Origin of the sequence: Pseudoblastomonas marina (assembly GCF_034374265.1) — a bacterium.
Taxonomy (GTDB): domain Bacteria; phylum Pseudomonadota; class Alphaproteobacteria; order Sphingomonadales; family Sphingomonadaceae; genus Alteriqipengyuania_A; species Alteriqipengyuania_A marina.
This window is the reverse complement of the sequence record NZ_CP139718.1, coordinates 2,269,324-2,293,901: the sequence shown is the minus strand read 5'-3', so window position 1 is coordinate 2,293,901 and position 24,578 is coordinate 2,269,324. Positions and strand designations below refer to the sequence as shown.

The window sequence follows — 24,578 nt, the reverse complement described above, 5'->3', positions numbered from 1 at the left end:
CTCACTCCGCGCCCGAGAGCGCCCGGTAGAGCATCTCCGCGCGGCCCCAGTCGTCGGGCGTGTCGATATCGACCACGCGCCATTCGGGCAGCACGATCGCGCGGCCATGCGCGTGGATGTTGAGCCCCGCGAGCCACGCTTCGACGCCGCCCCAGTAGAACTGGCCGGCATCGAAATAGCCGGGCTCCAGATCCTGCGTGCGGGTGCCGACATGTTCGGGATTGAACGGCGCGACCGATCCGTCCTCGTTGCGCTTGAGCGCGCGCTGGATCGGCGAGGGGAAGCCAGTGACGGGGAAGGTGTATCCCTCGCCACCATGCTGTTCGAGCAGGTCGAGCGCTGCCGCGAGATCCTCGGTGCGGATGAAGGGCACGCCGGGATAGATGCAGCAGCAATGCGTCACGTCCCAGCCCTGTTCGCGGCAGGCCTCGATAGCGTGCGCGATGACCGGCACGGTCGGGGTGATGTCGTCGGCCAGCTCGGCGGGGCGGCGGAACGGGAGTTCGGCCCCGAATTCCTGCGCGATTTGCGAAATTTCCTCGTCGTCGGTCGAGACGACCACCCGGTCGATCGCCTCGCAGGCGAGCGCCGCCTCGATCGCGTAGCCGATCATCGGCTTGCCCGCGAAAGGCTTGATGTTCTTGCGCGGGATCCGCTTCGAACCACCGCGCGCGGGGATCACCGCGATCTTCATGCCACGTGCTCGCGGATCACCTGCGCCACGCGATCCTGCTCTTCATCGGTCATCGCCGGGAAGAGCGGGATCGTGATCGCGCGGTCGTAATAGGCTTCGGCAGCGGGAAAATCGCCGCGCGCGAAGCCCAGGCGCTCGTAATGCGGTTGGGTGTGGATCGGGATGTAATGGACGTTCACGCCGATCCCCGCCTCGCGCATCGTGGCGAACAGCGCCGCGCGGTCGCATTTCGCGTCGTCGGTCAATTCGACGACGTAGAGGTGCCAGGCGGAGCTGCGGTCGTTGAAACGCTTGGGCAGTTTGAGCGGCAGGTCGGCGAGGATCTCGTCGTAGCGATCGGCGCGCCCGGCGCGTTCGGCCTGCATCGTGTCGATCCGCTCGAGCTGCGAGGCGCCCAGCGCGGCCTGCACATCGGTGATGCGGTAATTGTAGCCGAGGTCGACCTGCTCGTAATACCAGCCGCCCTCCGGCGCGTGCTCGAGCAGGTCGGCATCGCGCGTCACGCCGTGCGAACGCAGCAGCGCGATCTTCTTGGCAAGTTCGGCATCCTGCGTGGTGACCATGCCGCCCTCGGCCGAGGTCACGATCTTGACCGCGTGGAAGCTGAACACGCTGGCATCGGCATATTGCCCGCCGACCGGCTTGCCCTGGTATTCGGCGCCGGTCGCGTGGCTCGCATCCTGCAGGATACGGAAGCCGTATTCGTCCGCCAGCGCGCGGATATCCTCGAGGTCGCAGGGCATGCCCGAGAAATCGACCGGGATCACGACATCGGGTAGCGTGCCTTCGGCCTTCGCCCCTTCCAGCTTCTCCCGCAGCCGCTCGACCGACATGTTGCGGCTGTCCGGATCGATATCGACGAAATCGATCGTTGCCCCGCAATAGAGCGCGCAATTGGCGCTGGCGACGAAGCTGTTGGGGCTGGTCCAGACCCGGCTGCCCGGGCCGACCCCCAGCGCCATGCAGGCCACGTGCAGCGCGGCGGTGGCATTCGACAGCGCCACCGCATGCGCGACCTGGTGGCGCTCGGCAAAGGCCTTCTCGAACCGCTCGATCGCGGGTCCCTGCGTCAGGTAATCGGATTTGAGGACCTCGACGACGGCGTCGATATCGGCCTGCTCGATCTGCTGGCGGCTATAGGGAATGAAGGCCATCGAACGCGCCCGTCAGTCGACCGTCTGGCCGATCACGTGCTTGTCGATGAGCTCGCGGATTTCCTCGACGGTGAGGAAATCGGGATTGCTGCCGCTATTGTAGGCGAAGCCCGGTTCGACCGGCTTGCCCCCGTTGTCCTTGCAGTAATCCTCGATCGAAAACTCGCCCGCGACCGGCAGGATCGCGTAGTAATCGCCCATGTCGACGGTGTTGAAGCTGTCCGAGGCGGTGATCATTTCCTCGTGGATCTTTTCGCCCGGGCGGATGCCGATGACCTTCTGCTCGGCCTCGGGCGCGACCGCGGTGGCGACGTCGCCGATGCGGTAGGACGGGATCTTGGGCACCAGCACCTCACCGCCGCGCGCGTTCTCGATCGACCACAGCACCATTTCGACGCCGTCCTGGAGCGAGATGTTGAAGCGCGTCATCCGCGGATCGGTGATCGGCAGCACGCCTTCGTCCTTCTTCGCCATGAAGAAGGGAATGACCGAACCGCGCGAGCCCATCACGTTGCCGTATCGGACCACCGAGAAACGCAGGTCGCGATTGCCGGTGATGTTGTTGGCCGCGACGAACAGCTTGTCGCTGCACAGCTTGGTCGCGCCGTAGAGGTTGATCGGGGCGGCGGCCTTGTCGGTCGAAAGCGCAACCACGCGCTCGACCTTGTTGTCGAGGCAGGCTTCGATCAGGTTCTGCGCGCCGAGCACGTTGGTCTTGATGCATTCGAACGGGTTGTATTCGGCCGCCGGCACCTGCTTGAGCGCGGCGGCGTGAATGACGACGTCGATCCCTTCGAGCGCGCGCCGCAACCGGTCCTCGTCGCGCACGTCGCCGATGAAATAGCGCAGCGCAGGGTATTGCGAGCGCGGGAACATCTGCTGCATCTCGAACTGCTTCAGTTCGTCGCGCGAATAGATCACCAGCCGCTTCACGTCGGGATAGCGTTCGAGCACGGTGCGCACGAACGCCTTGCCGAACGAGCCGGTGCCACCGGTCACGAGCACGGATTTGTTGTTGAGCATGATAGAGAAAGAACCGCCTGTCGCTGTGCGTAGGAGAGGGCTCCGCACCGCTTGAACGCGCGAGCCCCCCGGGAAAAACGCGCGGTCCTTACAACCCGGCAGTGCTCCGTGGCAACGGTCTTGTTCGGCAATCAAAAAGGGCCCGTCCCTCCCTTGCCGATTCGCCGAAGTCTGCGCTATTGGGCGGGCGTCATCCGCGACAACTTCGGAAAAGTCTTTGAATGTAGTGGAGAATAGTGCGCAGGCGATCCAGATGGGTCGGCCGATGCATCCGTTTCGGGCGCTGATCCGCTACAGCGTCGCGTGGCTGCTGGTGGTGTTCGTGCCGCTGGTGGCGCTCGACCAGATGCCGGCGGTCGACGCGTTCACCGATCCGCTCCTGCTCAACACCGGCGCCGCCGCGACCGCGGCACTCCTGCTCGGCCTATTCCTGGTGGGGCGGGTGCTCAACCTGCCGGGCACGCGCGGTGCGGTTCACGGCGTGCCGATCATGCTGATTTCATTCGGCATCGCCGCGCTGGTCCTGTTTTCCTTCCGGATCGAGTACAGCCGCGCGCTGCTGGCCTATTCGACCGTGGTCGGCACGGTCTTCGCCATGCGGCTACGCTGGTTCGAACCGTCGCTGGTCCAGCAGACCTTCTACCTCGTCCCCTTCGGCAAGGCGACGCGGATGGAGAAGATCGGCAATTTCCCGGTCGAGCGAATGGAACTGCCGCGCATTCCCGACACCACGCGGTCGAGCATCGTGGCCGATTTTCGCGCCGACCTGCCCGACGAGTGGGAGCGCCTGCTGGCGCAGGCTTCGCTCGCGGGGGTGCCGGTCTACCACTACAAGCAGCTGACCGAGTCGCTCACCGGGCAGGTCAAGATCGAGCACCTGTCGGAGAACTCCTTCGGCTCGCTCGTCCCCAACCAGTCCTACACCCCGATCAAGCGTTTGATCGATATCGTCGGCAGCGTGATCGCGATCGCGATCGCACTGCCCGTGATGGTGGTGCTCGCGCTCCTGATCTGGCTCGAGGACCGGCAGTCGCCCTTCTACGTGCAGAAACGCGCGGGCCATGGCGGCCGGCCGTTCCGGATGTACAAGTTCCGCTCGATGACCAATCGCCCGCCCGCCGATGGCGAACGGGCGCGCGAGGAGGCTATCACGCAGGACGGCGACAAGCGCGTGACGAAGATCGGCCGCGTGATCCGCAAGTTCCGGCTCGACGAGCTGCCGCAGCTGTTCAACGTGCTGAAGGGCGAGATGAGCCTGATCGGTCCGCGCCCCGAGGCGAACGAACTGGCCGAATGGTACGAGGACAACCTCGCCTTCTATTCGTACCGCAATATCGTGAAACCGGGCCTGACCGGCTGGGCCCAGGTCAACCAGGGCCACGTCGCGACGCTGGAAGACATCGACGTCAAGCTCCAGTACGATTTCTACTACATCAAGTATTTCTCGTTCTGGCTCGACGTGTTGATCGTGATGCGCACGATCCACACCATCGCCACCGGCTTCGGTTCGAAATAGCGCTCTAGTCGAGCAGGCGGACGACGGTTTCGCTCAGCGAATCCTGCCAGCGCGGCGCGGAATGCCCAAAGGTTTCGGCGAATTTCGCACTGTCGAGGCGCGAATTGGCCGGGCGCGCCGCCTTGGTCGGATATTCGCTCGCGGGAATGCCCGTCACCGCGCAACTCGGCCCGCCGTGTTGCGCGCTCTCGGCGAAGATCGCGCGCGCGAAATCGGCCCAGCTGGTCGAGCCCGTGCCGGCGAAGTGATAGGTCTCGTTCGCGCCGCGATCGGGGTCTTTGCTCCAGCAACCGGCCACCGCGAGCAGGGCGTCGGCGATGTCGAGTGCGCTGGTCGGATTGCCGAACTGGTCGTGCACGACATTGAGCGCATCGCGGCTTCCTGCGAGGCGCAGCATGGTCTTCACGAAATTGTTGCCGAACGGGCTGTAGACCCAGGCTGTGCGCAGGATGGCGTAGGTCGCGCCCGACATGGCGAGCGCTTCCTCGCCCGCCAGCTTGGTTGCGCCGTAGACGCCGATCGGGCCGGTCGGGTCATCCTCGCGCCAAGCCTGCTCGCCGCTGCCGTCGAACACGTAGTCGGTCGACAGGTGCAACACCGCCGCGCCGATATCTGCGGCAGCGCGGCCTATATGGCCTGGTGCGGTTCCATTGATCAGTCGGGCCAGTTCCGGCTCGTCCTCCGCCTGGTCGACCGCGGTGTAAGCGGCGGCAGAGACAATCAGGTCCGGCTTCGTGTCCATGATCGTGCGGGCGATCCCGACAGGGTCGGCGAGGTCGAAATCGGGCCGGGCGGCGAAGACGAGTTCATGCGCGCTATTGCGCTCGGCGAGCGAACGGGCGACCTGCCCCTCGCGACCGGTCACCAGAATTTTCATTTGCGTCCGCCCAGCCGCTCGCCGCCATATTTGCCCGAGCGGATCGGGCCCCACCACCACTCGTTGTCGAGATACCAGTCGATGGTCTTGGCGAGGCCGGTCTCGAAGGTCTCCTGCGGCGTCCAGCCAAGCTCGCGCGCGATCTTGCTCGCGTCGATTGCATAGCGGCGGTCGTGGCCGGGGCGGTCGGTGACGAAGGTGATGAGGTCGCGGCGGGACTTGCCGTCTTCGAGCGGGCGGCGCTGGTCGAGCGCGTCGCAGATCGCCTCGACCACCTGCAGGTTCGTGCGCTCCTGGTTGCCGCCGATATTGTAGCTTTCGCCCACTGCGCCCTTGGTCAGCACGGTGATCAGCGCACTCGCGTGGTCGTCGACATAGAGCCAGTCGCGCACGTTCTCGCCGGTGCCGTAGACGGGCAGCTGCTTGCCCTCGAGCGCGTTGAGGATCACCAGCGGGATCAGCTTCTCGGGGAAGTGGTACGGCCCGTAATTGTTCGAGCAGTTCGAGAGCACCACCGGGAGGCCGTAGGTCTCGTGCCAGGCGCGCACGAAATGGTCGCTCGCGGCCTTCGAGGCCGAATAGGGGGAGGAGGGCGCGTAGGGCGTTTCCTCGGAAAACAGGCTGTCGTCGAAGTCGAGATCGCCGAACACCTCGTCGGTCGAGATGTGGTGGAAGCGGAAACCCTCCTTCTTCGCGCCGTCGAGCCCGCGCCAGTATTCGAGCGCGGCGTCGAGCAGGCGGAAGGTGCCGACGACATTGGTCTCGACGAAGGCGCCGGGACCGTCGATCGAGCGGTCGACATGGCTTTCGGCGGCGAGATGCATGATCCCGTCGACCCGCTCCTCGCGCAGCAGCGAAAGCACCAGCTCGCCATCGAGGATATCGCCCTCGACCAGCCGGTGGTTAGTGGCGTTCTCTATCGTCTTGAGGCTTTCCGGATTGCCGGCATAGGTCAGCTTGTCGAGATTGATCACGCGCTTGCCGTCGCGCACCAGCCGGCGCACCACCGCCGAGCCGATGAAGCCCGCGCCGCCGGTGACGAGGATCGTGTCCATGTGGATCAGCCTTCCCAGGTGAACGGAGAGTCGAAATCGGCGAACAGCGGCGCGTCCACGTCCTTAGCCGACAGGGTCGGTTCGCCGTCGATCGCGGGCCAGTCGATGCCGAGCGCGGGGTCGTTCCAGCGGATCGCGCCCTCGTGTTCGGGCGAATAGCTGTCCGAAACCTTGTAGAGCACCTCGGTATCGGGCTCGAGCGTCATGAAGCAGTGCGCGAAGCCGATCGGCACGAGCAGCTGGTTCCAGCGCTCGGCCGACAGCGTCACGCCGACATGCTTGCCGTAGGTGGACGAACCCTTGCGGATATCGAGGGCGACATCGTAGACCGCGCCGCGCAGCACGCGCACCAGCTTGGCCTGCGCCACCGGCGGCGCCTGGAAGTGCAGCCCGCGCACCGTTCCGACGGGGGCGGAGAGCGACTGGTTGTCTTGCACCCAGTCGATCTTGATGCCTTCCTCCGCAAATGCGGATTGCTTGAAGACTTCCGAAAAGAAGCCGCGATTGTCACCGAATTTGGGCGGGATCACCTCGACCACGTCGGGGATCGCATGGCGGATGAATTCAGTCACGCTCGGCGCTCCACCAGCCTTTTCAGGTACTGGCCGTAACCTGTCTTGCCCATCGCTGCCGCACGCTCGAGCAGCGCCTCGTCGCCGAGCCAGTCCTGGCGCCAGGCGATCTCCTCGGGGCAGGCGATCTTGATGCCGGTGCGATGCTCGATCGTGCGCACGAAGCTCGACGCTTCGTGGAGGCTCTCATGCGTGCCGGTGTCGAGCCAGGCATAGCCGCGGCCCAATTGCGTGATGTGGAGGTCGCCGCGCTCGAGATAGGCGCGGTTGACGTCGGTGATCTCGAGTTCGCCGCGATCGCTCGGCTTCACCTCGCGCGCGATGTCGACTACGTCCTTGTCGTAGAAATAGAGCCCCGTGACCGCCCAGTTGGATTTCGGATTGGCGGGCTTTTCCTCGATACTGGTCGCCTTGCCCGTCTGCGGGTCGAAATCGGCCACGCCGTAGCGCTCGGGATCGTCGACGTGGTAGGCGAAGACGTTTGCGCCCCCGGCGGCTGCTTCGGCGGCGGCGGTGCGGCATTTCTCGCCCATCTTTTCGCCGTGATAGATGTTGTCGCCGAGGATCAGCGCGCTCGGCTGCCCACCGACGAAATCGGCGCCGATGATGAAGGCCTCGGCGAGGCCATTGGGCTCGGGCTGGACGGCGTAGGAGAAATCGACCCCAAAGGCGGAGCCGTCGCCCAAGAGCGCTTCGAACATCGGCAGGTCGCGCGGGGTCGAGATGACCAGGATCTCGCGGATTCCGGCCAGCATCAGCACCGACAGCGGGTAATAGATCATCGGCTTGTCGAAGACCGGCAGGAGCTGTTTCGACAGCGACATGGTCGCCGGATAGAGCCGCGTGCCGCTACCGCCGGCGAGAATGATGCCTTTCACGAAAACTCCTCCGTCGAGCGGGTGCCCCGAGCCGCGCCCCTACCGTGGGGGGATGGGCGTGTCACCCCTCAGGCCGAAGGCGCGTCAATCGAGCGCAATATCAGGGGCGTCGGCCTGTTTCATGCCGACCGTGTGATAACCCGCGTCGACATGGTGGACCTCGCCGGTCACGCCCGAGGACAGGTCGGAGAGGAAATAGAGCCCCGCGCCACCGACATCCTCGATCGTGACGTTGCGCCGCAGCGGCGAATTGTACTCGTTCCATTTGAGGATGTAGCGGAAGTCTCCGATCCCGCTCGCCGCGAGCGTCTTGATCGGCCCGGCGCTGATCGCGTTGACGCGGATGCCGTCGGGACCGAGGTCGTTGGCGAGGTATTGGACGCTGGTTTCGAGCGCGGCCTTGGCGACCCCCATCACGTTGTAGTGCGGGACGACCTTTTCGGCGCCATAGTAGGACAGCGTCAGGATAGATCCGCCGTCCTTCATCAGCGGGTAGGCGCGCTTGGCCGCCGCGACGAGGCTGTAGGCCGAGATGTTCATCGTCCTGAGGAAATTGTCGAGGCTGGTGTCGACGTATTTCCCGCGCAACTCGGTCTTGTCCGAAAAGCCGATCGCGTGGACCAGGAAATCGAGCTTGCGCCAGCGCGCTTCGATCTCGGCGAAGGTCGCGTCGAGCGCATCCATGTCCGAAACGTCGCATTCGACCAGGAAATCGCTGCCGAGCTGGTCGGCGAGCGGGCCGACGCGCTTCTTCAGCGCCTCGCCCTGATAGGAGAATGCCAAATCAGCGCCGTGCTCGGCGAGCTGCTTGGCAATGCCCCAGGCCAGCGACTTGTCGTTGGCGAGCCCCATGATCAGGCCCTTCTTGCCCTTCATCAATCCGCTCATGTCCGATCCCCTTCTTCGCTCTTGTCTTGTTCGCTCTCGCGCTCTTCACCGGCGCGTTCGCCGTCCTCGTCCATGCCGGGCTCCCCGCCTTTTTCCTCGGGGGTTTCGGCCAGTGCCGCGTTCAGTTCGGCACCGATGACGACCCCTAATCCTACCAGCCAGAAAAAGAAAAGCACGATCATGACCCCGGCGAGGCTGCCATAGGTGAGATCGTAGCTGAAGAACTGGCGGATTACCGCGGGCAGCGCGAAGGTGACGAGCATCCACCAGAGGGTCACGAACAACGCGCCGGGCCACTTGGGATATTCCCGCGAGCGGTAGGCGCTCGGCGTCAGCGCATAGAACAGCATGTAGAGCGCGCCGAACAGTACGAAGGCCGGGACGAAGCGCGACCAGGCGAGGTTGGCGAGCAGGTCCTCCAGCCCGGGCAGGTAGGCGCCGATGAATTGCTGCAGCGCCCCGATCATCACCTGGACGAACAGCGACAGCAGGATCAACAGCACCGCCGCGACGATGATCCCGGTGGTGAACAGTCGATAGCGCCAGAAGGCGACAGTGGGCTCGGTGCCGTAGGCCCGGCGCAGGATGTCGCGGATCGTCTCGATCAGGCTGCCGACCGTCCACAGGCCGACCAGGGCTCCGGCCCAGAGCAACCAGCCGCTGCGTGCGTCGATCACGTCGAGCGCGACCGGGCCGACCGCATTGGCCGCTTGCGGCGGCAGGGTGACGAGGATGGTGGCGACGGCCGCCGCGCGATCCTCGACTTCCCCGAACGCGTTGAAGATCGCGGTCGCGGTAACGAAGAACGGAAAAATCGCGATGAGCGAGAGGTAGGCGAGGTTCCCGGCGTGTATCAGCCCATCATTATAGGCGCCCGCGAGCACCCGCTTGACGACCTGGAAGAACCGCGTGCCGGGGCCGATCCGGCGCCGCACGCGCGTGTGCAGGGCCTCGCGGCGCCGCGCTTCGGGGGAGAGGTCGCGCGGGTGACGCTGTTCGGGCGGCGGGATATGCTCCGCCTCGTCCTCGACGATCCCGTGACGCGCCTGCGACATCACCCGGTGAGGTCGGCGCGGTGATCGGTGGGGTCGGTCCAGCCTTCGAGCTTCTCGGCGAGCGGTCCGACATCGTCGGGCAACTGGATCTTAAGCGTGACCAGCTGGTCGCCGCGCCCGCCGGACTTCTTCGGCCAGCCCCGGCCTTTCAGCCGCATCGTCGTGCCGCCCGACATGCCGGGCTTGATCGTCAGCATCACCGCGCCGTCGACGGTCGGGACCTTCACCTTGCCGCCGCGCACCGCCTCGTCGACGCCGATCGGGACGTCGAGCCGGATATTGTCGCCGTCGCGGCGGTAATTGGCATGGTTCTCGACTGAAATCTCGACGATTCCATCGCCCGTGCCGCCCGGACCCTGTTCGCCCTTGCCTTTCAACCGCATGGTGGTGCCGGTCTCGACCCCGGCGGGAAGCTTGAGGTCGATCGTCTTGCCGTCGGCCAGGGTGATGCGCTGCGGCGCGAGGGTCGCGGCGTCGATGAAGGGAACCTTGAGGCGATAGCGGATGTCGGCGCCCTTGCGCTTGGGCGGAGGCGGACGCCGCCCGCCGCCGAAGCCGCCGCTGGCGCGGGGATCGGGGCCGCCGCGCCGCCCGAACAGCCCTTCGAACAGGTCGCTCAAATCGACATCGTCACCGCCGCCCATTCCGCCGAAATCCTCGGGCCGGAAACCGCCCTGTCCACCCGGGCCGCGGGCGCCTCCGCGAAACCCGCCGCCGCCGAATCCTCCGCCGAAGGGCGATTTGGGATTGCCCTCGAGATCGATTTCGCCGCGATCGAACTGCCCGCGCTTGTCCTTGTCGGACAGCAGGTCGTATGCCTTGGTCGCCTCGGAGAACTTCTCCGCCGCGGAAGGATTGTCCTTGTTGCGATCGGGATGCAGCTCCTTCGCCAGCTTGCGATAGGCGCTCTTGATCGCTTTCTCGTCCGCCGTGCGCGGCACGCCAAGGATTGCATAGGGATCTGCCATAAGCGGCTTAGCTAGGTGACACACTTGGTGTCTGCAAGCTTTCCTACCGGCTGCAAGGGGTTTAGACGGTCGCGCATGTCCAGTCGAAACGCTTCCGATGCCGCATCGCTCCCGAGGCCGGAGAGGCGCGGCGCGCTTTCCGCCTTGGACAGTGTAACACCCGGTCCATGTCTCCGATGAACGATCGCGCCAGCTCGATCCCGGCCGACGATCCTATCGCGCTGTTCGGCGACTGGTTCGCCGAGGCCGAGGCCGGCGAACCCGACAATCCCAATGCGATGGCGCTCGCCACCGCCACCCCGGGCGGCGCGCCGTCCGTGCGCACGGTGCTGCTCAAGGACTGGGGGGCCGAGGGTTTCACCTTCTATACCAATGCGCTGAGCCGGAAGGGCATGGAGATCGGGCAGAATCCGCAGGCTGCGCTGCTGTTCTACTGGAAATCGCTGCGCCGCCAGGTCCGGATTGAGGGCGTGCTGGCGCAGGTGAGCGATGCCGAGGCCGACGCCTATTTCGCCTCGCGCCCGCGCGATTCGCAATTGGGCGCGCATGCCTCGCAGCAATCCGCCCCGCTCGATGCGCGCGCGACCTTCCTCGACCGCTTCGCCGAGGTGGAAGCGCGCTTCCAGGGATCGGAGGTCCCGCGCCCGGCACACTGGACCGGGTTTCGCCTGAGGCCTGACTTCATCGAGTTCTGGTCGGACCGGCCCAACCGGCTGCATGATCGCCGCTTGTTCAGCCGCCGGCCCGACCGGACTGGCGACGGCTGGACCTCGACTTTGCTCTATCCGTAAGGGACCGGGGATGGCTGAAACGCAAGGACACGATCAGGAACAGCGCGCCGACAGTGCGGCGCAGCGCGCGAGGCTGACCCGCGGCGCGGCCTTCGCCTCGATCGCGACCGCGCTGTTCCTGATCGGGCTCAAGGTCTGGGCGGCGTGGCGGACCGACAGTTCGGCGATGCTCGGCAGCCTTGCCGATACTGCGCTGGATCTCGTCGCCAGCCTCGCGACGCTGTTCGGCGTCTGGTACGCCGCGCAACCGGCGGACGAGGAGCATCGCTGGGGCCACGGCAAGGCCGAGGCGCTCGCGGCGATGTTCCAGGTCGTGCTGATTGCATTGTCGGCCAGCGCGATCGCGTTGCGCTCGACGATCCGGCTCGTCTCGGGCGACACCGAGGTGAGCGCACCGGGCGAAGGCATCGTCGTCTCGCTGATCGCGATCGCGGTGACCTTTGCGCTGCTGGCGTGGCAGCGCTTCGTGATCCGCCGCACGCGCTCGATCGCGATCCATGCCGATCACGTCCATTACCAGTCGGACCTCCTGCTCAATGCGGCGGTGATCCTCGCACTGGTGCTCGAAGCCTATGTCGGACTGAGCGGTGCCGACCCGCTGTTCGGGATCGGGATCGCGATCTGGCTGGCGATGGGCGCCTATCGCGCCGCCTCGACCGCGATCGACCAGTTGCTCGACCGCGAATGGCCTGACGACAAGCGCCGCCGCTTCGTCGAGCTCGCGGCGCGCCATCCGGAGCTTTCCAACCTTCACGATCTTCGCACAAGGTCGAGCGGGACGCACGATTTCGTCCAGTTCCACGTCGATATGCCGCGCGAGATGACGGTCGAGGAGGCGCACGACATCATCGAGCGGGTCGAGGCCGACTTGTGCTCGCACTTCCCCAACATGGACCTGCTGATCCACATCGATCCCGAAGGCCATGTCGACGAGCCCGACAATCCGATGGTCGAGAGCGACGAGTTCGAGCAGCTGGACGATATCCCACGGAGCGATCCATGACCGCCATTGCCTACACCCATGTCGATGCGTTCGCCGATGCACCTTTCGGCGGCAACCAGGCGGCGGTGATGCCGCTCGACGCTTGGCTGCCCGACGAGGTGCTGCAGGCGATCGGGGCTGAGAACAACTTCGCCGAAACCGCCTTCACCGTGCCCGATCCCAGCGGCGCGGCGGATTACGAATTGCGCTGGTTCACGCCCACGAACGAAGTCAAGCTGTGTGGCCATGCCACGCTCGCCAGTGGCGCCGTGCTGCTCGAACGCGACGGGACCGATCGCGTGACCTTCGCCACGCGCGCTGCGGGCGTGCTCGAAGTGCGCCGCGCGGGCGATGCCTACGAGCTCGCGCTGCCGACCAGCCGGGTCGAGCAGCGCGCCATGCCCGAACTCTCGGCTGCGCTCGGCACGGGCGATGCCCCGGTGTTCGACACGGTCGAGGGCACCGAGGACACCACTATCGTGCTGCTGGAAGACGAAGGCGCGGTGCGGGCGCTTTCGCCCGACATGCGTGCGCTCGAGGCGATCGACCGGATGGCGATCTGCACCGCGCCCGGGTCGGATACCGATATCGTCAGCCGGGTGTTCGTCCCCGCCTGGGGCGTGCCCGAGGATAGCGTGACCGGTTCGGCGCATGCGGCGATGGCGCCGTTCTGGGCCGAACGACTCGGGCGCGACCGGTTCACCGCCTTCCAGGCCTCGCGGCGCGGCGGGCGGGTCACTTGCCGGATGGACGGGGACCGCGTGTGGCTCGGCGGCCCCTGCGTCACCGTGGTCGAGGGAACCTTCTACCCCTAGGGTACTTGGCTCTAGTCCTGGAACAACTGGGCGAGCCGCGCGATGCGCCGCACCACGCCATTGCGCAATTCGCCGTCTTGCGTCTTGCCGAGACGCACGATGGTCAGTTCCTGGCTCGGCGAGACGAACACGTACTGGCCGAGATGCCCGATCATCGCGAAGGCGCTCTGCGGGGCGTCGTTGGGAAACAGCGACTGGCGATCGGTGCCCGAGGGGCGGTTGAGCCAGGTCTGCGCGCCGTAATCGGGCGAACGCGGGCTCGGCGTGGTCATGAACTCGATCCAGCGGCGCGGAACGACCTGGACCCCTTCGACCTGCCCGCCCTGGCGGAGGAACTCGCCGAACTTTGCCCAGTCGCGCGCGGTCGCATGCATCAGGCTGCCACCGATCAGCGTGCCGGCCGCATCGTATTCGGGGACGATCGAATCCATCCCGAGCGGCTCGAACAGCCGGCTGCGGAGGTAATCGTCAACCGCGCGGCGGCGGGCCTCGGGTGTGTCGGCGGTCGCCAGCGTGCGCGCCGCGATATCGGCGAGGATGACGGTGGTGTTGGACGAATACTCGAACTTCTCGCCCGGGTTCGCCTCGAGGCTCTGCGCTTCGGCATGCGCCGCCATGTCGTCGCGCCCGTCGGTGAAGAGCATGCGGACCTCGTCCGATTCGTAGACCGGATCGCCCGCCTCGGTATGGGTCAGGCCCGAGCGCATCTGCAGCAGCTGGCGCAGCGTGATCTCGCCGCGCGGGTCGCCGGGGCGGGTCCAGGCCGGCACCGGCGCGCTCTCGTCGAGGCTCAGCAGCCCGTCGGTCACCAGCAGACCGATTAGGACGCCGGTGACGGTCTTGGCCATCGACCAGCTGACGAAGCGGGTCTCGGCATCGTAGCCGGGAGCGTAACGTTCGGCGGCGATCTCGCCCTCGTGCACCACGATCACCGCGCGCGTCTCCGCCACATCCTCGGCGAACAGTGCTTCGACCCGGCGTGCCAGCGCATCGCGCGAGACCGACACCTGTGGTGCGATCGCGGCCTGCGCTTCCTCGCTCAGTGGCGCGGTTTCGGGATCGTATTCGCCATCGCCAGAACACCCGGCGAGGAGGAGAACGGGCGCGAGCGCAAGGGCAGCTATCGACAGGGTGGGGCGAGTGGAAATCAAGCGGCTGGACATCGCGGCGCGTGATGCGCAAAGCCTCGCCGCATGGCAACCGCAAACACGATCCAGACCCGTCGCCTGTGGCCGCGCATGCTTCTGTGGCTGGCGCTGTTCCTGGTGCTCGCGCTCGGTACGGCCTGGGCGGTCTACGGCACCACGCTGACACGCTTCGCCGAGACCGGCACCTCATATGGTGCCCGCGTCGCCTGTTCGTGCCGCTATATCGGCAACCGCTCGCTGGGCGACTGTCGCAAGGATTTCGAGCCCGGGATGGAATTGATCCGCCTGAGCGAGGATCCCGGTGCCAAGAGCGTCACCGCGAGTTTCCCGCTGATCTCGAGCCAGACCGCGACCTACCGCAAGGGCTATGGCTGCGTGCTCGAGAAGTGGGAGGACTAGGCGGCTTCGGCTTCAGCCCCTGATCCGGCCTCGACCGGCTCGGTCGCGGCGATCCAGCCACCGCCGATCACCCGATCGCCGGCATAGATCACCGCAGCCTGCCCGGGCGCGACCCCGTATTCGGGCTCCTCGAAATGCATGGTCACGGCGGCACCGTCGCCGAGCGGCCCGTCGAGCGTGACCGGAACCGGCCTGGCGAGAGAGCGGACCTTTGCGGTCAGCGGGGCGTCCGGGACCGGGCCGATGCGGTTGGTATCGACGATCCGCGCCGAGGCCACGCCCAGCAGGCGCTTGGGACCGACAACGACCGCGCGTTTTTCGGCATCGATGCGGATGACGTAGAGCGGTTCGGCCTGGCCGCCGATATCGAGCCCGCGCCGCTGGCCGACCGTATAGTGGATCACGCCGCGATGGGTGCCGAGCTCCTCGCCGGTCTCGGCATGGACGATCGGGCCGGTATCCTCGGCATCGGGGCGGACCTTGCGCACGACCTTGGCGTAATCGCCATCGGGCACGAAGCAGATGTCCTGGCTGTCGGGCTTGTTGGCCACCACCAGCCCGGCCTGCTCGGCCAGCGCGCGGACTTCCTGCTTGGGCAGGCCGCCGAGCGGGAAACGCAGGTAGTCGAGCTGGCCTTCGGTCGTCGCGTAAAGGAAATAGGACTGGTCGCGCGCGGGATCGACGGCGCGGAGCATCTCGGCCCCGGCCGGGCCCATCTCGCGGCGGACGTAATGTCCGGTGGCGAGGCAATCGGCGCCCAATTCCTTCGCCATCCCCAGCAGGTCCTTGAACTTGGGGCCCATATTGCAGCGGATGCAGGGAATCGGGGTGCGGCCCTGCATGTAATCGTCGGCGAACTGGTCGATCACTTCGTCCTTGAAGGCCGAGGCGTGATCGAACACGTAATGCGCGATGCCGAGCCGGTCGGCGACCATCCGCGCATCGCGGATATCGTCGCCCGCGCAGCAGCTCTTGGCACGGCCGACCGCTTCGCCATGGTCGTAGAGCTGGAGCGTGATTCCGATGACTTCCGCACCGGTGCGCGCGGCGAGCGCAGCGACCACCGAGCTGTCGACCCCGCCGGACATGGCGACGACGATCTTTTTCGCGGCGGGATCGCCGTCGAGCTGGAACAGCGCAGCCGGATCGGCGCTGGAGAGGATCGTTGGTGCGGGCATGCGGGTGCACATAGGCATTATGGGCGAAAACGGCAATCGGTGCGGCGCTGGAGCGTGCATCGGGCGTGTCCCGTAATCATGCTTTACCTTTCATTTGTCATGTTTGGGTATCACGCCCGGTCATGGACATGAGCTTTTCGCCCAAGGACTGGCCGCAAATTCGCACCGAGTCGCGCGATTCTGCCGATTCGGACGGTCCCGACTGGCGCGAACTGCTAGCCCGCCTTGACGCGGCACAGGCTGCGCGAATCACGCTCAACGACGCCGGCGAACCGGGCAACCGAGGCAGCTTCTCGCCCGGGTCGGCGCGCAATATCGGAGCCTTGGGCGAGGACGTTAAGGAAGATGAAAGCGCCGTTAACCAAGGCGTTTCAGGCAATGGCAAGAGCGACACGGCAGAAGGATGCGTGGAGACCGGGACCGAATTGCCCGGTGACGCGAGGAACTAGATGATCGAGAACCAGAAAATCCGTCCGGAATCGGTGATCGGGCCATTGGGTGAACCTCTCACGCTCGAGGACCTGCCCAAGCCGAACACGCGCCGCTGGGTCGTGCGCCGCAAGGCCGAGGTCGTGGCCGCCGTCAATGGCGGGCTGCTGACCATCGACGAAGTCTGCGAACGGTATGGCCTGACGCTGGAGGAATTCGCCTCGTGGCAGCGAGCGGTCGATCGCTCGGGCATGCAGGGACTGCGCGTGACACGCATCCAGCACTATCGCGATCTTTACGAACGCCAGCACAAATACTGACCCTTTCCACCTGATGGTCACGTACGCGCGCATCCCCAGCGGGTTGCGCGCGTTTCGTTTTGCGCGCCTTCCCGGGAACACTTGTTCCGATTGGTCCGTTTGGGAAGCGGAACGGGGCTGGCATGGGCCGAATTCCCGTTCTCATGCTGGTCCCGCAAGAAGGACCGAACAGGAGGAAATCAGGCTATGGGCATTATCATTGCAATCATCGTCGGCGGTGTCGCCGGTTGGCTCGCTTCGATCGTCATGAACCGCGACGCATCGATGGGCATTTTCTGGAATATCATCGTCGGTATCATCGGGGCCGTGCTGGGCAACTGGCTGCTCGCCCCGCTGCTTGGTTTCGGCGGCAGCATCCAGACCTTCGATCTCGGTGCCTTCGTGATCGCCATTCTCGGCGCGGTCATCCTGCTCGCGATCGTGAATCTCGTCCAGCGCGGACGCGTTCGCTAGGAAATTCCGACATTTGCACGCTGATTGCGTGCTCGAAGCGGGCGGTCTCCCTACGGGTGGCCGCCCGTTTTCCATTGACCGGTGGGAATACGCCGTTCGCAGATGCAATATTGAGCAAATGGAGTGTGAGGCGTAACCCGGGCTTGAGTGCGGTGTGATATCAGTGTAACACACCAGCTCCACGATGGGGACCGATATGAACGCCGAAATGCACATCGACACCGACAGCGCCGCACGGGTCGACGATCCGTTTGCGCTCGATGCCAACGAACGCCGCAAGCGTCGTCGGTTGTGGATCATTCTCGCTGCGATCGTCGTGTTGGTAACGGCCGGTCTATGGCTGATGACCCGTGGCGGCGATGCCGCGGCACCTGCCCCGGGCGCCGAAGATGCCGCGGGGCAGGCGGTCACCGTGGTCGTCCCCGGGCGCGCGACGATTGCGGGCGAAATCACTGCCACGGGGACCCTCGCTGCGCGCCGTGAAATGCCGATCGGGGTGCCCGGAGCGGGCGGTCAGGTCACCCGGGTCCTCGTCGATGCGGGCGACTGGGTCCGCGCCGGCCAGGCGCTCGCCGTGCTCGACCGGTCGGTCCAGGCGCAGCAGATCGACCAGCAGCGCGCGCAGATCCGCGTCGCCGAATCCGATGCGCGGCTCGCCCAGTCCAACCTCGATCGCGCGCTCCAACTGGTCGAACGCGGCTTCATCTCGACCGCCGATGTCGATCGCCTGACCGCAACGCGCGATGCCGCCGTTGCGCGGGTCGAAGTCGCCAAGGCCCAGTTGAACGAATTGCAGGCACGCACCGCGCAGCTCAATATCGTTGCCCCCGCAGCGGGTCTCATCCTCGAACGCAACATCGAACCCGGGCAGGTCGTCGGCGGCGGTTCGGGCGCCGTGTTCCTGATGGCGCGCGGCGGCGAGATGGAACTGCTCGCGCAATTGGGAGAAGACGATCTGGCGCGGATCTCGGCCGGCGTGACGGCGGAAGTCGTCCCGGTCGGCCTCGACCGGTCGTTTACCGGGCAGGTGTGGCAGATCGCCCCGACGATCGACCCGCAGTCCCGCCAGGGCACCGCGCGCATCGCGCTGTCCTACGCCCCCGGGCTCAAGCCGGGCGGTTTCGCTACCGCTACCATCGCTTCGGGCACGCTGGTCGCGCCCAAGCTCCCCGAGAGCGCAATCCAGGACGATAACGGCCAGTCCTTCGTCTACATCGTAAAGGACGATAACACTGTCGCCCGGCGCAATGTCAGGACCGGCCTGATCACCGATGACGGCGTGGCGATCGTCGAAGGCCTGACCGGGACCGAAAAGGTCGTCCTGCGAGCCGGCGGCTTCCTGAAACCGGGTGAGAAGGTCTCGCCCAAGGTCCGCCGCGAACAGGACTGAACCCGATGAACCTGCGTTATCTCTCCGCTTGGTCGATCAAGCACCCGGTCGTTCCGCTCGTCCTGTTCGTCGCGCTCACCCTCGCCGGTCTGATCGCGTTCAACCGGATGGAGGTGCAGAACGAGCCCGACATCGATTTCCCCGCCGTCGTCGTCTCGATCTCGCAGCCGGGTGCCGCCCCGACCGAGCTCGACACGCAGATTACGCAGAAGGTCGAAAGCGCGGTCTCGAACGTCGAGGGTATCGAGACGATCCAGAGCCGGGTCAGCGAAGGCAATTCGCAGACGATCCTGTTCTTCGAGATCGGCAACGACGTGAACGACCTCGTCAACGAGGTCGATGCAGCGGTCCAGCAGATCCGCGGCGACCTGCCCGACGGGATCATCGAGCCGCAGGTCCGCAAGATCAATACGCTCGACAATTTCGCCAGCTACGCCGTCGTTGCCGAAGACATGACGATGGAAGAACTGAGCTGGTTCGTCGACGATACCGTCTCCAAGCGCCTGCTCGCGGTCCCCGGCATGGCGCGTGCCGGGCGCAGCGGCGGCGTCGATCGCGAGATCCGCGTGATCCTCGATCCGGCGCGGATGCAATCGCTCGGGGTCACTGCGAGCCAGGTCAACTCGGCGATCGCGCAGAGCAATCTCGATGCCGGCGGCGGCCAGGCCGAAATCGCCGGCGCGCGCCAGTCGGTGCGCGTGCTCGGGACATCGGAAACCGCGTTCGAACTCGGCCAGCGCCGGATCTCGCTCGGCGGCGGTCGCTCGGTCAAGCTGTCCGACATCGCCGAAGTCACCGATGGCGAGAGCGAGGTCTACCGGATATCCAAGGTCGACGGCCGCCCGGTCGTCACCTTCGACCTCACCCGCGCGCGCGGCGAGTCCGACGTCACCGTCTATGACGAGGCGCAGGTGGTCATGGACGAGATCGAGGCCGAAAACCCCGGCCTCGAATTCGTCGAACTGTTCAACGTCGTCAAATACACCAAGGCGCAGTACAAGAGCTCGATGGCGGCGCTGATCGAGGGCGCGATCCTCGCCGTGATCGTGGTGTTCTTCTTCCTCCGCGACTGGCGCGCGACGATCATCTCGGCGATCGCGATCCCGCTGTCGGCGGTGCCGACCTTCTTCTTCCTCGAATTCATGGGCTTCACGCTCAACCAGATGAGCCTGCTGGCGCTGGGGCTCGTCGCGGGCGTGCTGGTCGACGACGCGATCGTCGAGATCGAGAACATCGTCCGACACATGCGAATGGGCAAATCGGCCTACCAGGCCTCGATCGACGCGGCTGACGAGATCGGCCTCGCCGTCGTTGCGACCAGCTTCTCGATCGTCGCGGTGTTCCTGCCGGTCGCAATGATGCCGGGCATCGCGGGCCAGTATTTCCAGAATTTCGGCGTGACGGTCGTCGTCTCCGTGCTGATGAGCCTTGCCGTAGCGCGCATGATCACTCCGATGTTGGCAGCCTATTTCCTCAAGGAACACGGCGTCGCCGATCATGCCAACGGGCCGTGGATCGACCGCTATTCGCGGATCCTTGCCTGGACGCTCGATCGCGACAAGGCGCGGGCGATCAAGGCGCGCAAGATCGAACGCAAGGGCAAGATCGGCTTCTTCGGCAAGCTCGGTGCACATTTGCGCGGCGATCATCGCGCGTGGGTGATGGGCATGGGGCTGCTTTCCTTCGTCGCGACGATCTTCCTCTTCGCCACGACCCCGGCGCAGTTCTTCCCCAACACCGACATGGATTTTGCGCGGGTCCGCATCGAGATGGTCCCGGGCACAACGCTCGAACAGACCGAGGAAGTCGCCGATCAGGTCAACGCGCTGCTCAAGGAAGAGCCCGAGGTGAACCAGGCGCTGGTCAACGTGAGCGAAGCCAGCGCGTCGATCTTCGTCACCTTCAAGGAGGATCGGGCGCGCTCGAGCACCGAATTCGAACGCGAGGTATCGCAGAAGTTCAACCAGATCGCCGATGCGCGCGTCAGCTTCCAGAACATGCAGGGCGGCGGCGGTGGCGGCGGCTCGGGCCGTCCGATCAACGTCATGCTCTCGGGCAGCGACCCGGTCCTGCTCGAAGAAACCGCGCAAGTCCTCGTCGAACAGATGGGTGGGCTTGAGGAACTGACCGCCCCCCGCGTGGAGGCCGATCTCCAGCGGCCCGAACTGATTATCACCCCCCGTACAGAACTTGCCGCCTCGCTCGGCGTGACGACCTCGGCGCTGAGCCAGGCCATCCGTATCGCCACGATCGGCGAGATCGACCAGCGCGCGGCGCGCTTCTCGCTCTCGGACCGCCAGATCCCGATCCGCGTGATGCTGCCCGAATCCTCGCGCGACCGGATCGCGACGATCCGCAACCTGCCCGTGCCCACCGCCAGCGGTGGCTCGGTGCCGCTCGAGCGCGTCGCCGAGATCCGCTTCGGCGCCGGACCGACCACGATCCAGCGGGAAGATCGCAAGCGCCGCGTTTTCGTGAGTGCCGATATCGCGCCGGGTGCCGAAGAGGGTGTGGCCAAGGCGAAGATCGACGAACTGCCGATCATGCAGGACCTTCCGACAGGGGTGTCGAACGCGCCGTCGGGCTCGGATCGCTGGCTCGAGGAATTCCTCGTCAACTTCCAGATCGCCTTGGCGACGGGCATCCTTTCGGTCTTCGCGGTGCTGGTACTGCTCTACCAGCGCCTGATGTCGCCGCTTGTGAACATGGGTTCGCTGCTGCTTGCGCCACTCGGCGCGGTGCTCGCGATCAAGCTCGTCGGCCAGCCGATCTCGCTGCCGTTTTTCATCGGCATCCTGCTGTTGTTCGGAATCGTGGCGAAGAACTCGATTCTGCTCGTCGACTTCGCGATCGAGGCGATGGCCGAGGGTCACCGCAAATACGACGCGATCATGGAGGCCGGGCGCAAGCGCGCTCAGCCGATCGTCATGACCACCGTGGCGATGACCGCGGGCATGATCCCGACCGCGTTGGCGCTGCAGGCGGACGGGGCGTGGCGCCAGCCGATGGGCACTGGCGTGATCGGCGGGCTACTGGTCTCGACCGTGCTCACGCTGCTGATCGTCCCGGCTGGTTTCAGCCTCGCCGACGGGATCGAGAAGCGGGTCGGACCGTGGATGCGACGGAAAATGCTCAGCTACGATCCGAAGGACCGCGAGAACGCCAAGTTCCCGGGAGCGCTTGACGACCGCCGGGGCGAGGGCGCAATGCCTGCCGAGTGAGCGGTAAACGTCTGACATTGCGGCCCGTGGCGGGCGCGCCGATCCCGCCGGACCGCGCGCGCCGGATGCGGATTGCCGCGACCGGCATGCTCGGTGCGATGGCCGCGCTGTTCGTGCTGTCGGGCCAATACCTCGACCTGCACCCGGCCTGGGGCTTCGTCCACAGCTTCGCCGAGGCCGCAATGGTAGGCGGGATCGCGGACTGGTTCGCGGTGACCGCGCTGTTCCGCCACCCGTTCGGCATCCCGATCCCGCACACCGCGATCATCCCGAACAACAAGGATCGCATCGCCGACACGATGGCGGACTTCCTGCGCGACAATTTCCTCACCCCCGCGGTGGTCGCGCGGCGGATGATCGGGATGAACATTGCCGGCGCGGTCGGCGATTTCCTCGCCTCGCCGCCCAAGTCCGACGGTTCGCGGATCGCGGCGGGTGCGGCGAGCCTGTTCGCCGACGTGCTCGAATCGCTCGATCCCGAGCGGATGGGCGGCCAGGTCCGCAGCGGGCTCAAGGCAACGCTGGCGCGGATCGAGGTCGCGCCTCCGGCCGGCAAGATGATCGAGGCCGCGATCGCCGACGGGCGGCACCGCCCGCTGATCGATTCGGTGATCCGCTGGGTCGCGCTCGCGCTCGAGGACAACGAGGATCTCGTGCGCGACATGATCCATCGCCGCGCCAATGCGCTGCTGCGCTGGACCGGCCTCGACGAACGGCTCGCCAATTCGGTGATCGACGGACTCTACAAGCTGCTCGCCGAGACGCTGGTCGATCCCGACCACCCGATCCGCAGCAAGGTCGAGGAAAGTCTCGAGAAGCTCGCGCACGACCTGCAGCATGATCCGGAGCTCAAGGCGAAGGTCGAGAAGGCCAAGAACGACTTGCTCGACAATCCCGCGCTGGCCGACTGGTGGCAGGGCGTGTGGGAGCGCGCGCGCAAGGCGATGCTCGATACCGCGCGCAATCCCGACAAGGCGATGCAGGGCGAGATCGGCAAGCTGGTCGGCGAACTCGGCGGTGCCATGTCGAACGATCCCCGCCTGCAAATCATGGTCAACCGCTTCGCGCGCCGGACCGCGGTCGGCGTCGCGACGCGCTATGGCGACCAGATCGTGCGGCTGGTGTCTGAAACCGTGCGCCGCTGGGATGCGCGAACGATCACCGACCGGGTCGAGGGCGCGGTCGGCCGCGACCTCCAGTTCATCCGCATCAACGGGACGCTGGTGGGCGGCCTCGTCGGCGTGACATTGCATGCGCTGAGCTATGCCTTCTGACCGCCTCCCGCGAGACCGGCCCCTGCTGACCACAGACCGGCTCGAATTGTGGCTGCCGAAGGTCGGCGACACCCCGCAGGTCCATGCGATCGTCAACGAGCCCGAGACCGCGCGCCATCTCGGCCCCCCGCAGGATTATGCCGAGGCCTTCTCGCGCGGACTGCGCGCCGCAGGCAGCTGGCTTCTCTACGGCTACGGCATGTTCATGCTGCGAAAGGCGGGCGAAAAGGAGATCATCGGGCTCGCTGGAATCTTCCACACCTATCGCGGCCTGGGCGAGGGAATGGACGACCAGCCTGAAGCGGGGTGGATCGTCGGTGCCGGACACGTCGGTCGGGGTTACGCCCGCGAGGCGATGCTAGCCGCGCTCGAATGGTTCGACCGGACCCGCGGGCCGAAACGCGTCGTCGCGATGATCGAAGTCGGGAACGACGCGAGCTTCGCGCTGGCGGAACGGCTCGGCTTCGCGGAATTCCGCCGCACCGAAAAGGACGGGTGCGAGCTGGTGCTGTTGGAGCGGGTGCCCGACTGAAGCCTCAGTAGTCGCCCTGCTTGCGCACGGTGCGTCCGCCGGCGTCGCCATAGGTGCGGCTGCCGTCACGCTCGTAGGTGCCCTTGATATCGAAGATTAGCGTGAAGAAAGTGTAGCCGACCATCGGCTCGCCTTCGGCATCGAGCGCCGGCCGGTATTGCGCGAATTCAAGGATGAGTTCGCACGCTGCATCGCGCAGGATGCGCGCGGTCAGTTGGTGCAGCGCCTGGCAGTGGAGAACACTGCCGTCTTCGCCCACCGTGATGCGAAGTGGCACCGGCCCTTCGTAATTGCGCGCCAGTGCCGCGAACGGGAAGCGGCGCGTCAATCGCTTCTGCCAGGTCTCGAAGTCGACCACCTCGACGTCGCGCGACCGCCCCCGTTCGCCCATGGTGTCGATGCCCAGCCGCTCGAGCCGCTTGGTCATGCAATCGTCGATCCAGGCTAGCGGCCTTACCAGCGAGCCGGTTTCGAGCGCGACCGGGTCGTCCGAAGCGTCGGCGACGAAGAAATGAGTCACCCGGTCGAGCCAATCGCGCCCGGTGAGCCCTTCGAAATCGCCCTCGTCGGAAACCGGCGGGAATTCGCCGGTGAACCCGATCCCCTCCATCTTGCGCCAGCTCGCCCTGCTGACGCGGTCGGGCGTCACGATCACGCTGCTGGGCATGACGCCGGTACGAATCTCGCCGTGGCGCCAATCTATATCGTCGCCGACGAGGACGATGTCGGTCGGGCCACCCGGATGATATCGAGTGAAGGACAGGCGCAGGCGGCGATCGCCGAAACCGAAGAAGCGGAATGCGCCGCAGCTTTCGGGCGTGCGCTCGAACCGCCAGTCGGACTGCGCAGCGTACTCAACCGCCTTGAATGAGACGTCATCCTGCGCGGCGACCGGCGCGATGCCGACCGACATAACGAACAGCGCACCGAGTGCGACCCGACGAATACCGAACATGTGCGAACCCT

At 65.9% G+C, this 24,578-nt stretch carries 25 protein-coding genes; 12 read left to right on the top strand and 13 right to left on the bottom strand.

The window, feature by feature from the left end; translation table 11 throughout:
• Position 1: 1 nt before the first annotated feature.
• Genes pseF through pseB form a run of 3 tightly spaced genes read right to left on the bottom strand, consistent with a single transcriptional unit; the run spans position 2 to position 2,871 of the window.
• The gene (gene pseF, locus T8S45_RS11380) at positions 2–694 is read right to left on the bottom strand and encodes a pseudaminic acid cytidylyltransferase (RefSeq protein WP_322293819.1); all 693 of its coding nucleotides are present in this window, start codon (positions 692–694) and stop codon (positions 2–4) included.
• Complete coding sequence (gene pseC, locus T8S45_RS11375) at positions 691–1,848, bottom strand: UDP-4-amino-4,6-dideoxy-N-acetyl-beta-L-altrosamine transaminase (protein ID WP_322293818.1); 1,158 nt, start codon at positions 1,846–1,848, stop codon at positions 691–693. Before pseC ends, pseF begins: the two co-directional genes overlap by 4 nt.
• A gap of 12 nt (positions 1,849–1,860) precedes the next feature.
• Positions 1,861–2,871, bottom strand: a complete 1,011-nt coding sequence (gene pseB / locus T8S45_RS11370) for a UDP-N-acetylglucosamine 4,6-dehydratase (inverting) (protein WP_188642836.1) — start codon at positions 2,869–2,871, stop codon at positions 1,861–1,863.
• Positions 2,872–3,136: 265 nt separating this feature from the next.
• Between pseB and T8S45_RS11365 the strand changes: the two genes are divergently transcribed.
• Positions 3,137–4,387 carry a sugar transferase gene (locus T8S45_RS11365; RefSeq protein ID WP_322293817.1) on the top strand — a complete coding sequence of 417 codons (1,251 nt, stop codon included), beginning with the start codon at positions 3,137–3,139 and terminating at the stop codon, positions 4,385–4,387.
• A 4-nt stretch (positions 4,388–4,391) separates the two neighbouring features.
• Here the strand turns inward: T8S45_RS11365 and rfbD are convergent, their stop codons facing one another.
• The 7 genes from rfbD to T8S45_RS11330 all read right to left on the bottom strand — a co-directional run bounded on the left by rfbD (position 4,392) and on the right by T8S45_RS11330 (position 10,680).
• Positions 4,392–5,264, bottom strand: a complete 873-nt coding sequence (rfbD, locus tag T8S45_RS11360; protein WP_322293816.1) for a dTDP-4-dehydrorhamnose reductase — start codon at positions 5,262–5,264, stop codon at positions 4,392–4,394.
• Positions 5,261–6,319 (bottom strand): dTDP-glucose 4,6-dehydratase, encoded by a 1,059-nt coding sequence (gene rfbB, locus T8S45_RS11355; RefSeq protein ID WP_322293815.1) that lies wholly within the window; start codon positions 6,317–6,319, stop codon positions 5,261–5,263. Before rfbB ends, rfbD begins: the two co-directional genes overlap by 4 nt.
• A 5-nt stretch (positions 6,320–6,324) precedes the next feature.
• On the bottom strand, positions 6,325–6,891 hold the full coding sequence (rfbC, locus tag T8S45_RS11350) for a dTDP-4-dehydrorhamnose 3,5-epimerase (protein ID WP_322293814.1): 567 nt from the start codon (positions 6,889–6,891) through the stop codon (positions 6,325–6,327).
• Positions 6,888–7,769: a glucose-1-phosphate thymidylyltransferase RfbA gene (rfbA, locus tag T8S45_RS11345; RefSeq protein ID WP_322293813.1), complete on the bottom strand. Its 882-nt coding sequence runs from the start codon at positions 7,767–7,769 to the stop codon at positions 6,888–6,890. The genes rfbC and rfbA overlap by 4 nt, the downstream gene beginning before the upstream one ends.
• 84 nt (positions 7,770–7,853) lie before the next feature.
• The gene (fabI, locus tag T8S45_RS11340) at positions 7,854–8,657 is read right to left on the bottom strand and encodes an enoyl-ACP reductase FabI (RefSeq protein ID WP_322293812.1); all 804 of its coding nucleotides are present in this window, start codon (positions 8,655–8,657) and stop codon (positions 7,854–7,856) included.
• Positions 8,654–9,712, bottom strand: a complete 1,059-nt coding sequence (locus tag T8S45_RS11335; protein WP_188642829.1) for a YihY/virulence factor BrkB family protein — start codon at positions 9,710–9,712, stop codon at positions 8,654–8,656. The genes fabI and T8S45_RS11335 overlap by 4 nt, the downstream gene beginning before the upstream one ends.
• The gene (locus tag T8S45_RS11330) at positions 9,712–10,680 is read right to left on the bottom strand and encodes a DnaJ C-terminal domain-containing protein (protein WP_322293811.1); all 969 of its coding nucleotides are present in this window, start codon (positions 10,678–10,680) and stop codon (positions 9,712–9,714) included. The genes T8S45_RS11335 and T8S45_RS11330 overlap by 1 nt, the downstream gene beginning before the upstream one ends.
• A 176-nt stretch (positions 10,681–10,856) precedes the next feature.
• Between T8S45_RS11330 and pdxH the strand changes: the two genes are divergently transcribed.
• Genes pdxH through T8S45_RS11315 form a run of 3 tightly spaced genes read left to right on the top strand, consistent with a single transcriptional unit; the run spans position 10,857 to position 13,268 of the window.
• Positions 10,857–11,471: a pyridoxamine 5'-phosphate oxidase gene (gene pdxH / locus T8S45_RS11325; RefSeq protein ID WP_322293810.1), complete on the top strand. Its 615-nt coding sequence runs from the start codon at positions 10,857–10,859 to the stop codon at positions 11,469–11,471.
• Between the two features lie 10 nt (positions 11,472–11,481).
• A complete protein-coding gene (locus T8S45_RS11320) occupies positions 11,482–12,474 on the top strand; it encodes a cation diffusion facilitator family transporter (RefSeq protein WP_322293809.1) in 993 nt (330 codons plus the stop codon).
• Positions 12,471–13,268 (top strand): PhzF family protein, encoded by a 798-nt coding sequence (locus T8S45_RS11315; RefSeq protein WP_322293808.1) that lies wholly within the window; start codon positions 12,471–12,473, stop codon positions 13,266–13,268. The genes T8S45_RS11320 and T8S45_RS11315 overlap by 4 nt, the downstream gene beginning before the upstream one ends.
• An 11-nt stretch (positions 13,269–13,279) precedes the next feature.
• On the opposite strand, the gene T8S45_RS11310 is transcribed toward T8S45_RS11315, so the two are convergent.
• The gene (locus T8S45_RS11310; protein ID WP_322293807.1) at positions 13,280–14,431 is read right to left on the bottom strand and encodes a serine hydrolase domain-containing protein; all 1,152 of its coding nucleotides are present in this window, start codon (positions 14,429–14,431) and stop codon (positions 13,280–13,282) included.
• A gap of 30 nt (positions 14,432–14,461) precedes the next feature.
• On the opposite strand from T8S45_RS11310, the gene T8S45_RS11305 reads away from it, so the two are divergent.
• Positions 14,462–14,815 (top strand): hypothetical protein, encoded by a 354-nt coding sequence (locus tag T8S45_RS11305; RefSeq protein WP_229658186.1) that lies wholly within the window; start codon positions 14,462–14,464, stop codon positions 14,813–14,815.
• Here T8S45_RS11305 and mnmA read toward each other — a convergent pair.
• Positions 14,812–15,993, bottom strand: a complete 1,182-nt coding sequence (gene mnmA, locus T8S45_RS11300) for a tRNA 2-thiouridine(34) synthase MnmA (protein ID WP_188642824.1) — start codon at positions 15,991–15,993, stop codon at positions 14,812–14,814. The two genes, T8S45_RS11305 and mnmA, sit on opposite strands and share 4 nt — an antisense overlap.
• A gap of 65 nt (positions 15,994–16,058) precedes the next feature.
• Between mnmA and T8S45_RS11295 the strand changes: the two genes are divergently transcribed.
• The 7 genes from T8S45_RS11295 to T8S45_RS11265 all read left to right on the top strand — a co-directional run bounded on the left by T8S45_RS11295 (position 16,059) and on the right by T8S45_RS11265 (position 23,612).
• Positions 16,059–16,442, top strand: a complete 384-nt coding sequence (locus T8S45_RS11295; protein ID WP_322293806.1) for a hypothetical protein — start codon at positions 16,059–16,061, stop codon at positions 16,440–16,442.
• Positions 16,443–16,742: a CtrA inhibitor SciP gene (gene sciP / locus T8S45_RS11290; RefSeq protein ID WP_188642822.1), complete on the top strand. Its 300-nt coding sequence runs from the start codon at positions 16,443–16,445 to the stop codon at positions 16,740–16,742. It abuts the gene before it with no gap.
• Positions 16,743–16,928: 186 nt separating this feature from the next.
• A complete protein-coding gene (locus tag T8S45_RS11285; RefSeq protein WP_188642821.1) occupies positions 16,929–17,195 on the top strand; it encodes a GlsB/YeaQ/YmgE family stress response membrane protein in 267 nt (88 codons plus the stop codon).
• Positions 17,196–17,391: 196 nt separating this feature from the next.
• Complete coding sequence (locus T8S45_RS11280) at positions 17,392–18,585, top strand: efflux RND transporter periplasmic adaptor subunit (protein ID WP_322293805.1); 1,194 nt, start codon at positions 17,392–17,394, stop codon at positions 18,583–18,585.
• A 5-nt stretch (positions 18,586–18,590) separates the two neighbouring features.
• Positions 18,591–21,806, top strand: coding sequence for an efflux RND transporter permease subunit (locus T8S45_RS11275; protein WP_188642819.1), 3,216 nt, complete (start codon positions 18,591–18,593; stop codon positions 21,804–21,806).
• Positions 21,807–21,871: 65 nt separating this feature from the next.
• Positions 21,872–23,080: a DUF445 domain-containing protein gene (locus T8S45_RS11270; protein ID WP_188643203.1), complete on the top strand. Its 1,209-nt coding sequence runs from the start codon at positions 21,872–21,874 to the stop codon at positions 23,078–23,080.
• Complete coding sequence (locus T8S45_RS11265) at positions 23,070–23,612, top strand: GNAT family N-acetyltransferase (protein ID WP_322293804.1); 543 nt, start codon at positions 23,070–23,072, stop codon at positions 23,610–23,612. The genes T8S45_RS11270 and T8S45_RS11265 overlap by 11 nt, the downstream gene beginning before the upstream one ends.
• A gap of 4 nt (positions 23,613–23,616) precedes the next feature.
• Here the strand turns inward: T8S45_RS11265 and T8S45_RS11260 are convergent, their stop codons facing one another.
• Positions 23,617–24,567 (bottom strand): energy transducer TonB, encoded by a 951-nt coding sequence (locus T8S45_RS11260; RefSeq protein ID WP_322293803.1) that lies wholly within the window; start codon positions 24,565–24,567, stop codon positions 23,617–23,619.
• Between the last annotated feature and the right edge of the window lie 11 nt (positions 24,568–24,578).

Coding starts and splice junctions, on each gene's coding strand:
- pseF (WP_322293819.1), bottom strand. CDS start 694: ATGAAGATCGCGGTGATCCCCGCGCGCGGTGGTTCGAAGCGGATCCCG.
- pseC (WP_322293818.1), bottom strand. CDS start 1,848: ATGGCCTTCATTCCCTATAGCCGCCAGCAGATCGAGCAGGCCGATATC.
- pseB (WP_188642836.1), bottom strand. CDS start 2,871: ATGCTCAACAACAAATCCGTGCTCGTGACCGGTGGCACCGGCTCGTTC.
- T8S45_RS11365 (WP_322293817.1), top strand. CDS start 3,137: ATGCATCCGTTTCGGGCGCTGATCCGCTACAGCGTCGCGTGGCTGCTG.
- rfbD (WP_322293816.1), bottom strand. CDS start 5,264: ATGAAAATTCTGGTGACCGGTCGCGAGGGGCAGGTCGCCCGTTCGCTC.
- rfbB (WP_322293815.1), bottom strand. CDS start 6,319: ATGGACACGATCCTCGTCACCGGCGGCGCGGGCTTCATCGGCTCGGCG.
- fabI (WP_322293812.1), bottom strand. CDS start 8,657: ATGAGCGGATTGATGAAGGGCAAGAAGGGCCTGATCATGGGGCTCGCC.
- T8S45_RS11335 (WP_188642829.1), bottom strand. CDS start 9,712: ATGTCGCAGGCGCGTCACGGGATCGTCGAGGACGAGGCGGAGCATATC.
- T8S45_RS11330 (WP_322293811.1), bottom strand. CDS start 10,680: ATGGCAGATCCCTATGCAATCCTTGGCGTGCCGCGCACGGCGGACGAG.
- pdxH (WP_322293810.1), top strand. CDS start 10,857: ATGAACGATCGCGCCAGCTCGATCCCGGCCGACGATCCTATCGCGCTG.
- T8S45_RS11320 (WP_322293809.1), top strand. CDS start 11,482: ATGGCTGAAACGCAAGGACACGATCAGGAACAGCGCGCCGACAGTGCG.
- T8S45_RS11315 (WP_322293808.1), top strand. CDS start 12,471: ATGACCGCCATTGCCTACACCCATGTCGATGCGTTCGCCGATGCACCT.
- T8S45_RS11310 (WP_322293807.1), bottom strand. CDS start 14,431: ATGTCCAGCCGCTTGATTTCCACTCGCCCCACCCTGTCGATAGCTGCC.
- T8S45_RS11305 (WP_229658186.1), top strand. CDS start 14,462: ATGGCAACCGCAAACACGATCCAGACCCGTCGCCTGTGGCCGCGCATG.
- mnmA (WP_188642824.1), bottom strand. CDS start 15,993: ATGCCCGCACCAACGATCCTCTCCAGCGCCGATCCGGCTGCGCTGTTC.
- sciP (WP_188642822.1), top strand. CDS start 16,443: ATGATCGAGAACCAGAAAATCCGTCCGGAATCGGTGATCGGGCCATTG.
- T8S45_RS11285 (WP_188642821.1), top strand. CDS start 16,929: ATGGGCATTATCATTGCAATCATCGTCGGCGGTGTCGCCGGTTGGCTC.
- T8S45_RS11280 (WP_322293805.1), top strand. CDS start 17,392: ATGAACGCCGAAATGCACATCGACACCGACAGCGCCGCACGGGTCGAC.
- T8S45_RS11275 (WP_188642819.1), top strand. CDS start 18,591: ATGAACCTGCGTTATCTCTCCGCTTGGTCGATCAAGCACCCGGTCGTT.
- T8S45_RS11270 (WP_188643203.1), top strand. CDS start 21,872: ATGCGGATTGCCGCGACCGGCATGCTCGGTGCGATGGCCGCGCTGTTC.
- T8S45_RS11265 (WP_322293804.1), top strand. CDS start 23,070: ATGCCTTCTGACCGCCTCCCGCGAGACCGGCCCCTGCTGACCACAGAC.
- T8S45_RS11260 (WP_322293803.1), bottom strand. CDS start 24,567: ATGTTCGGTATTCGTCGGGTCGCACTCGGTGCGCTGTTCGTTATGTCG.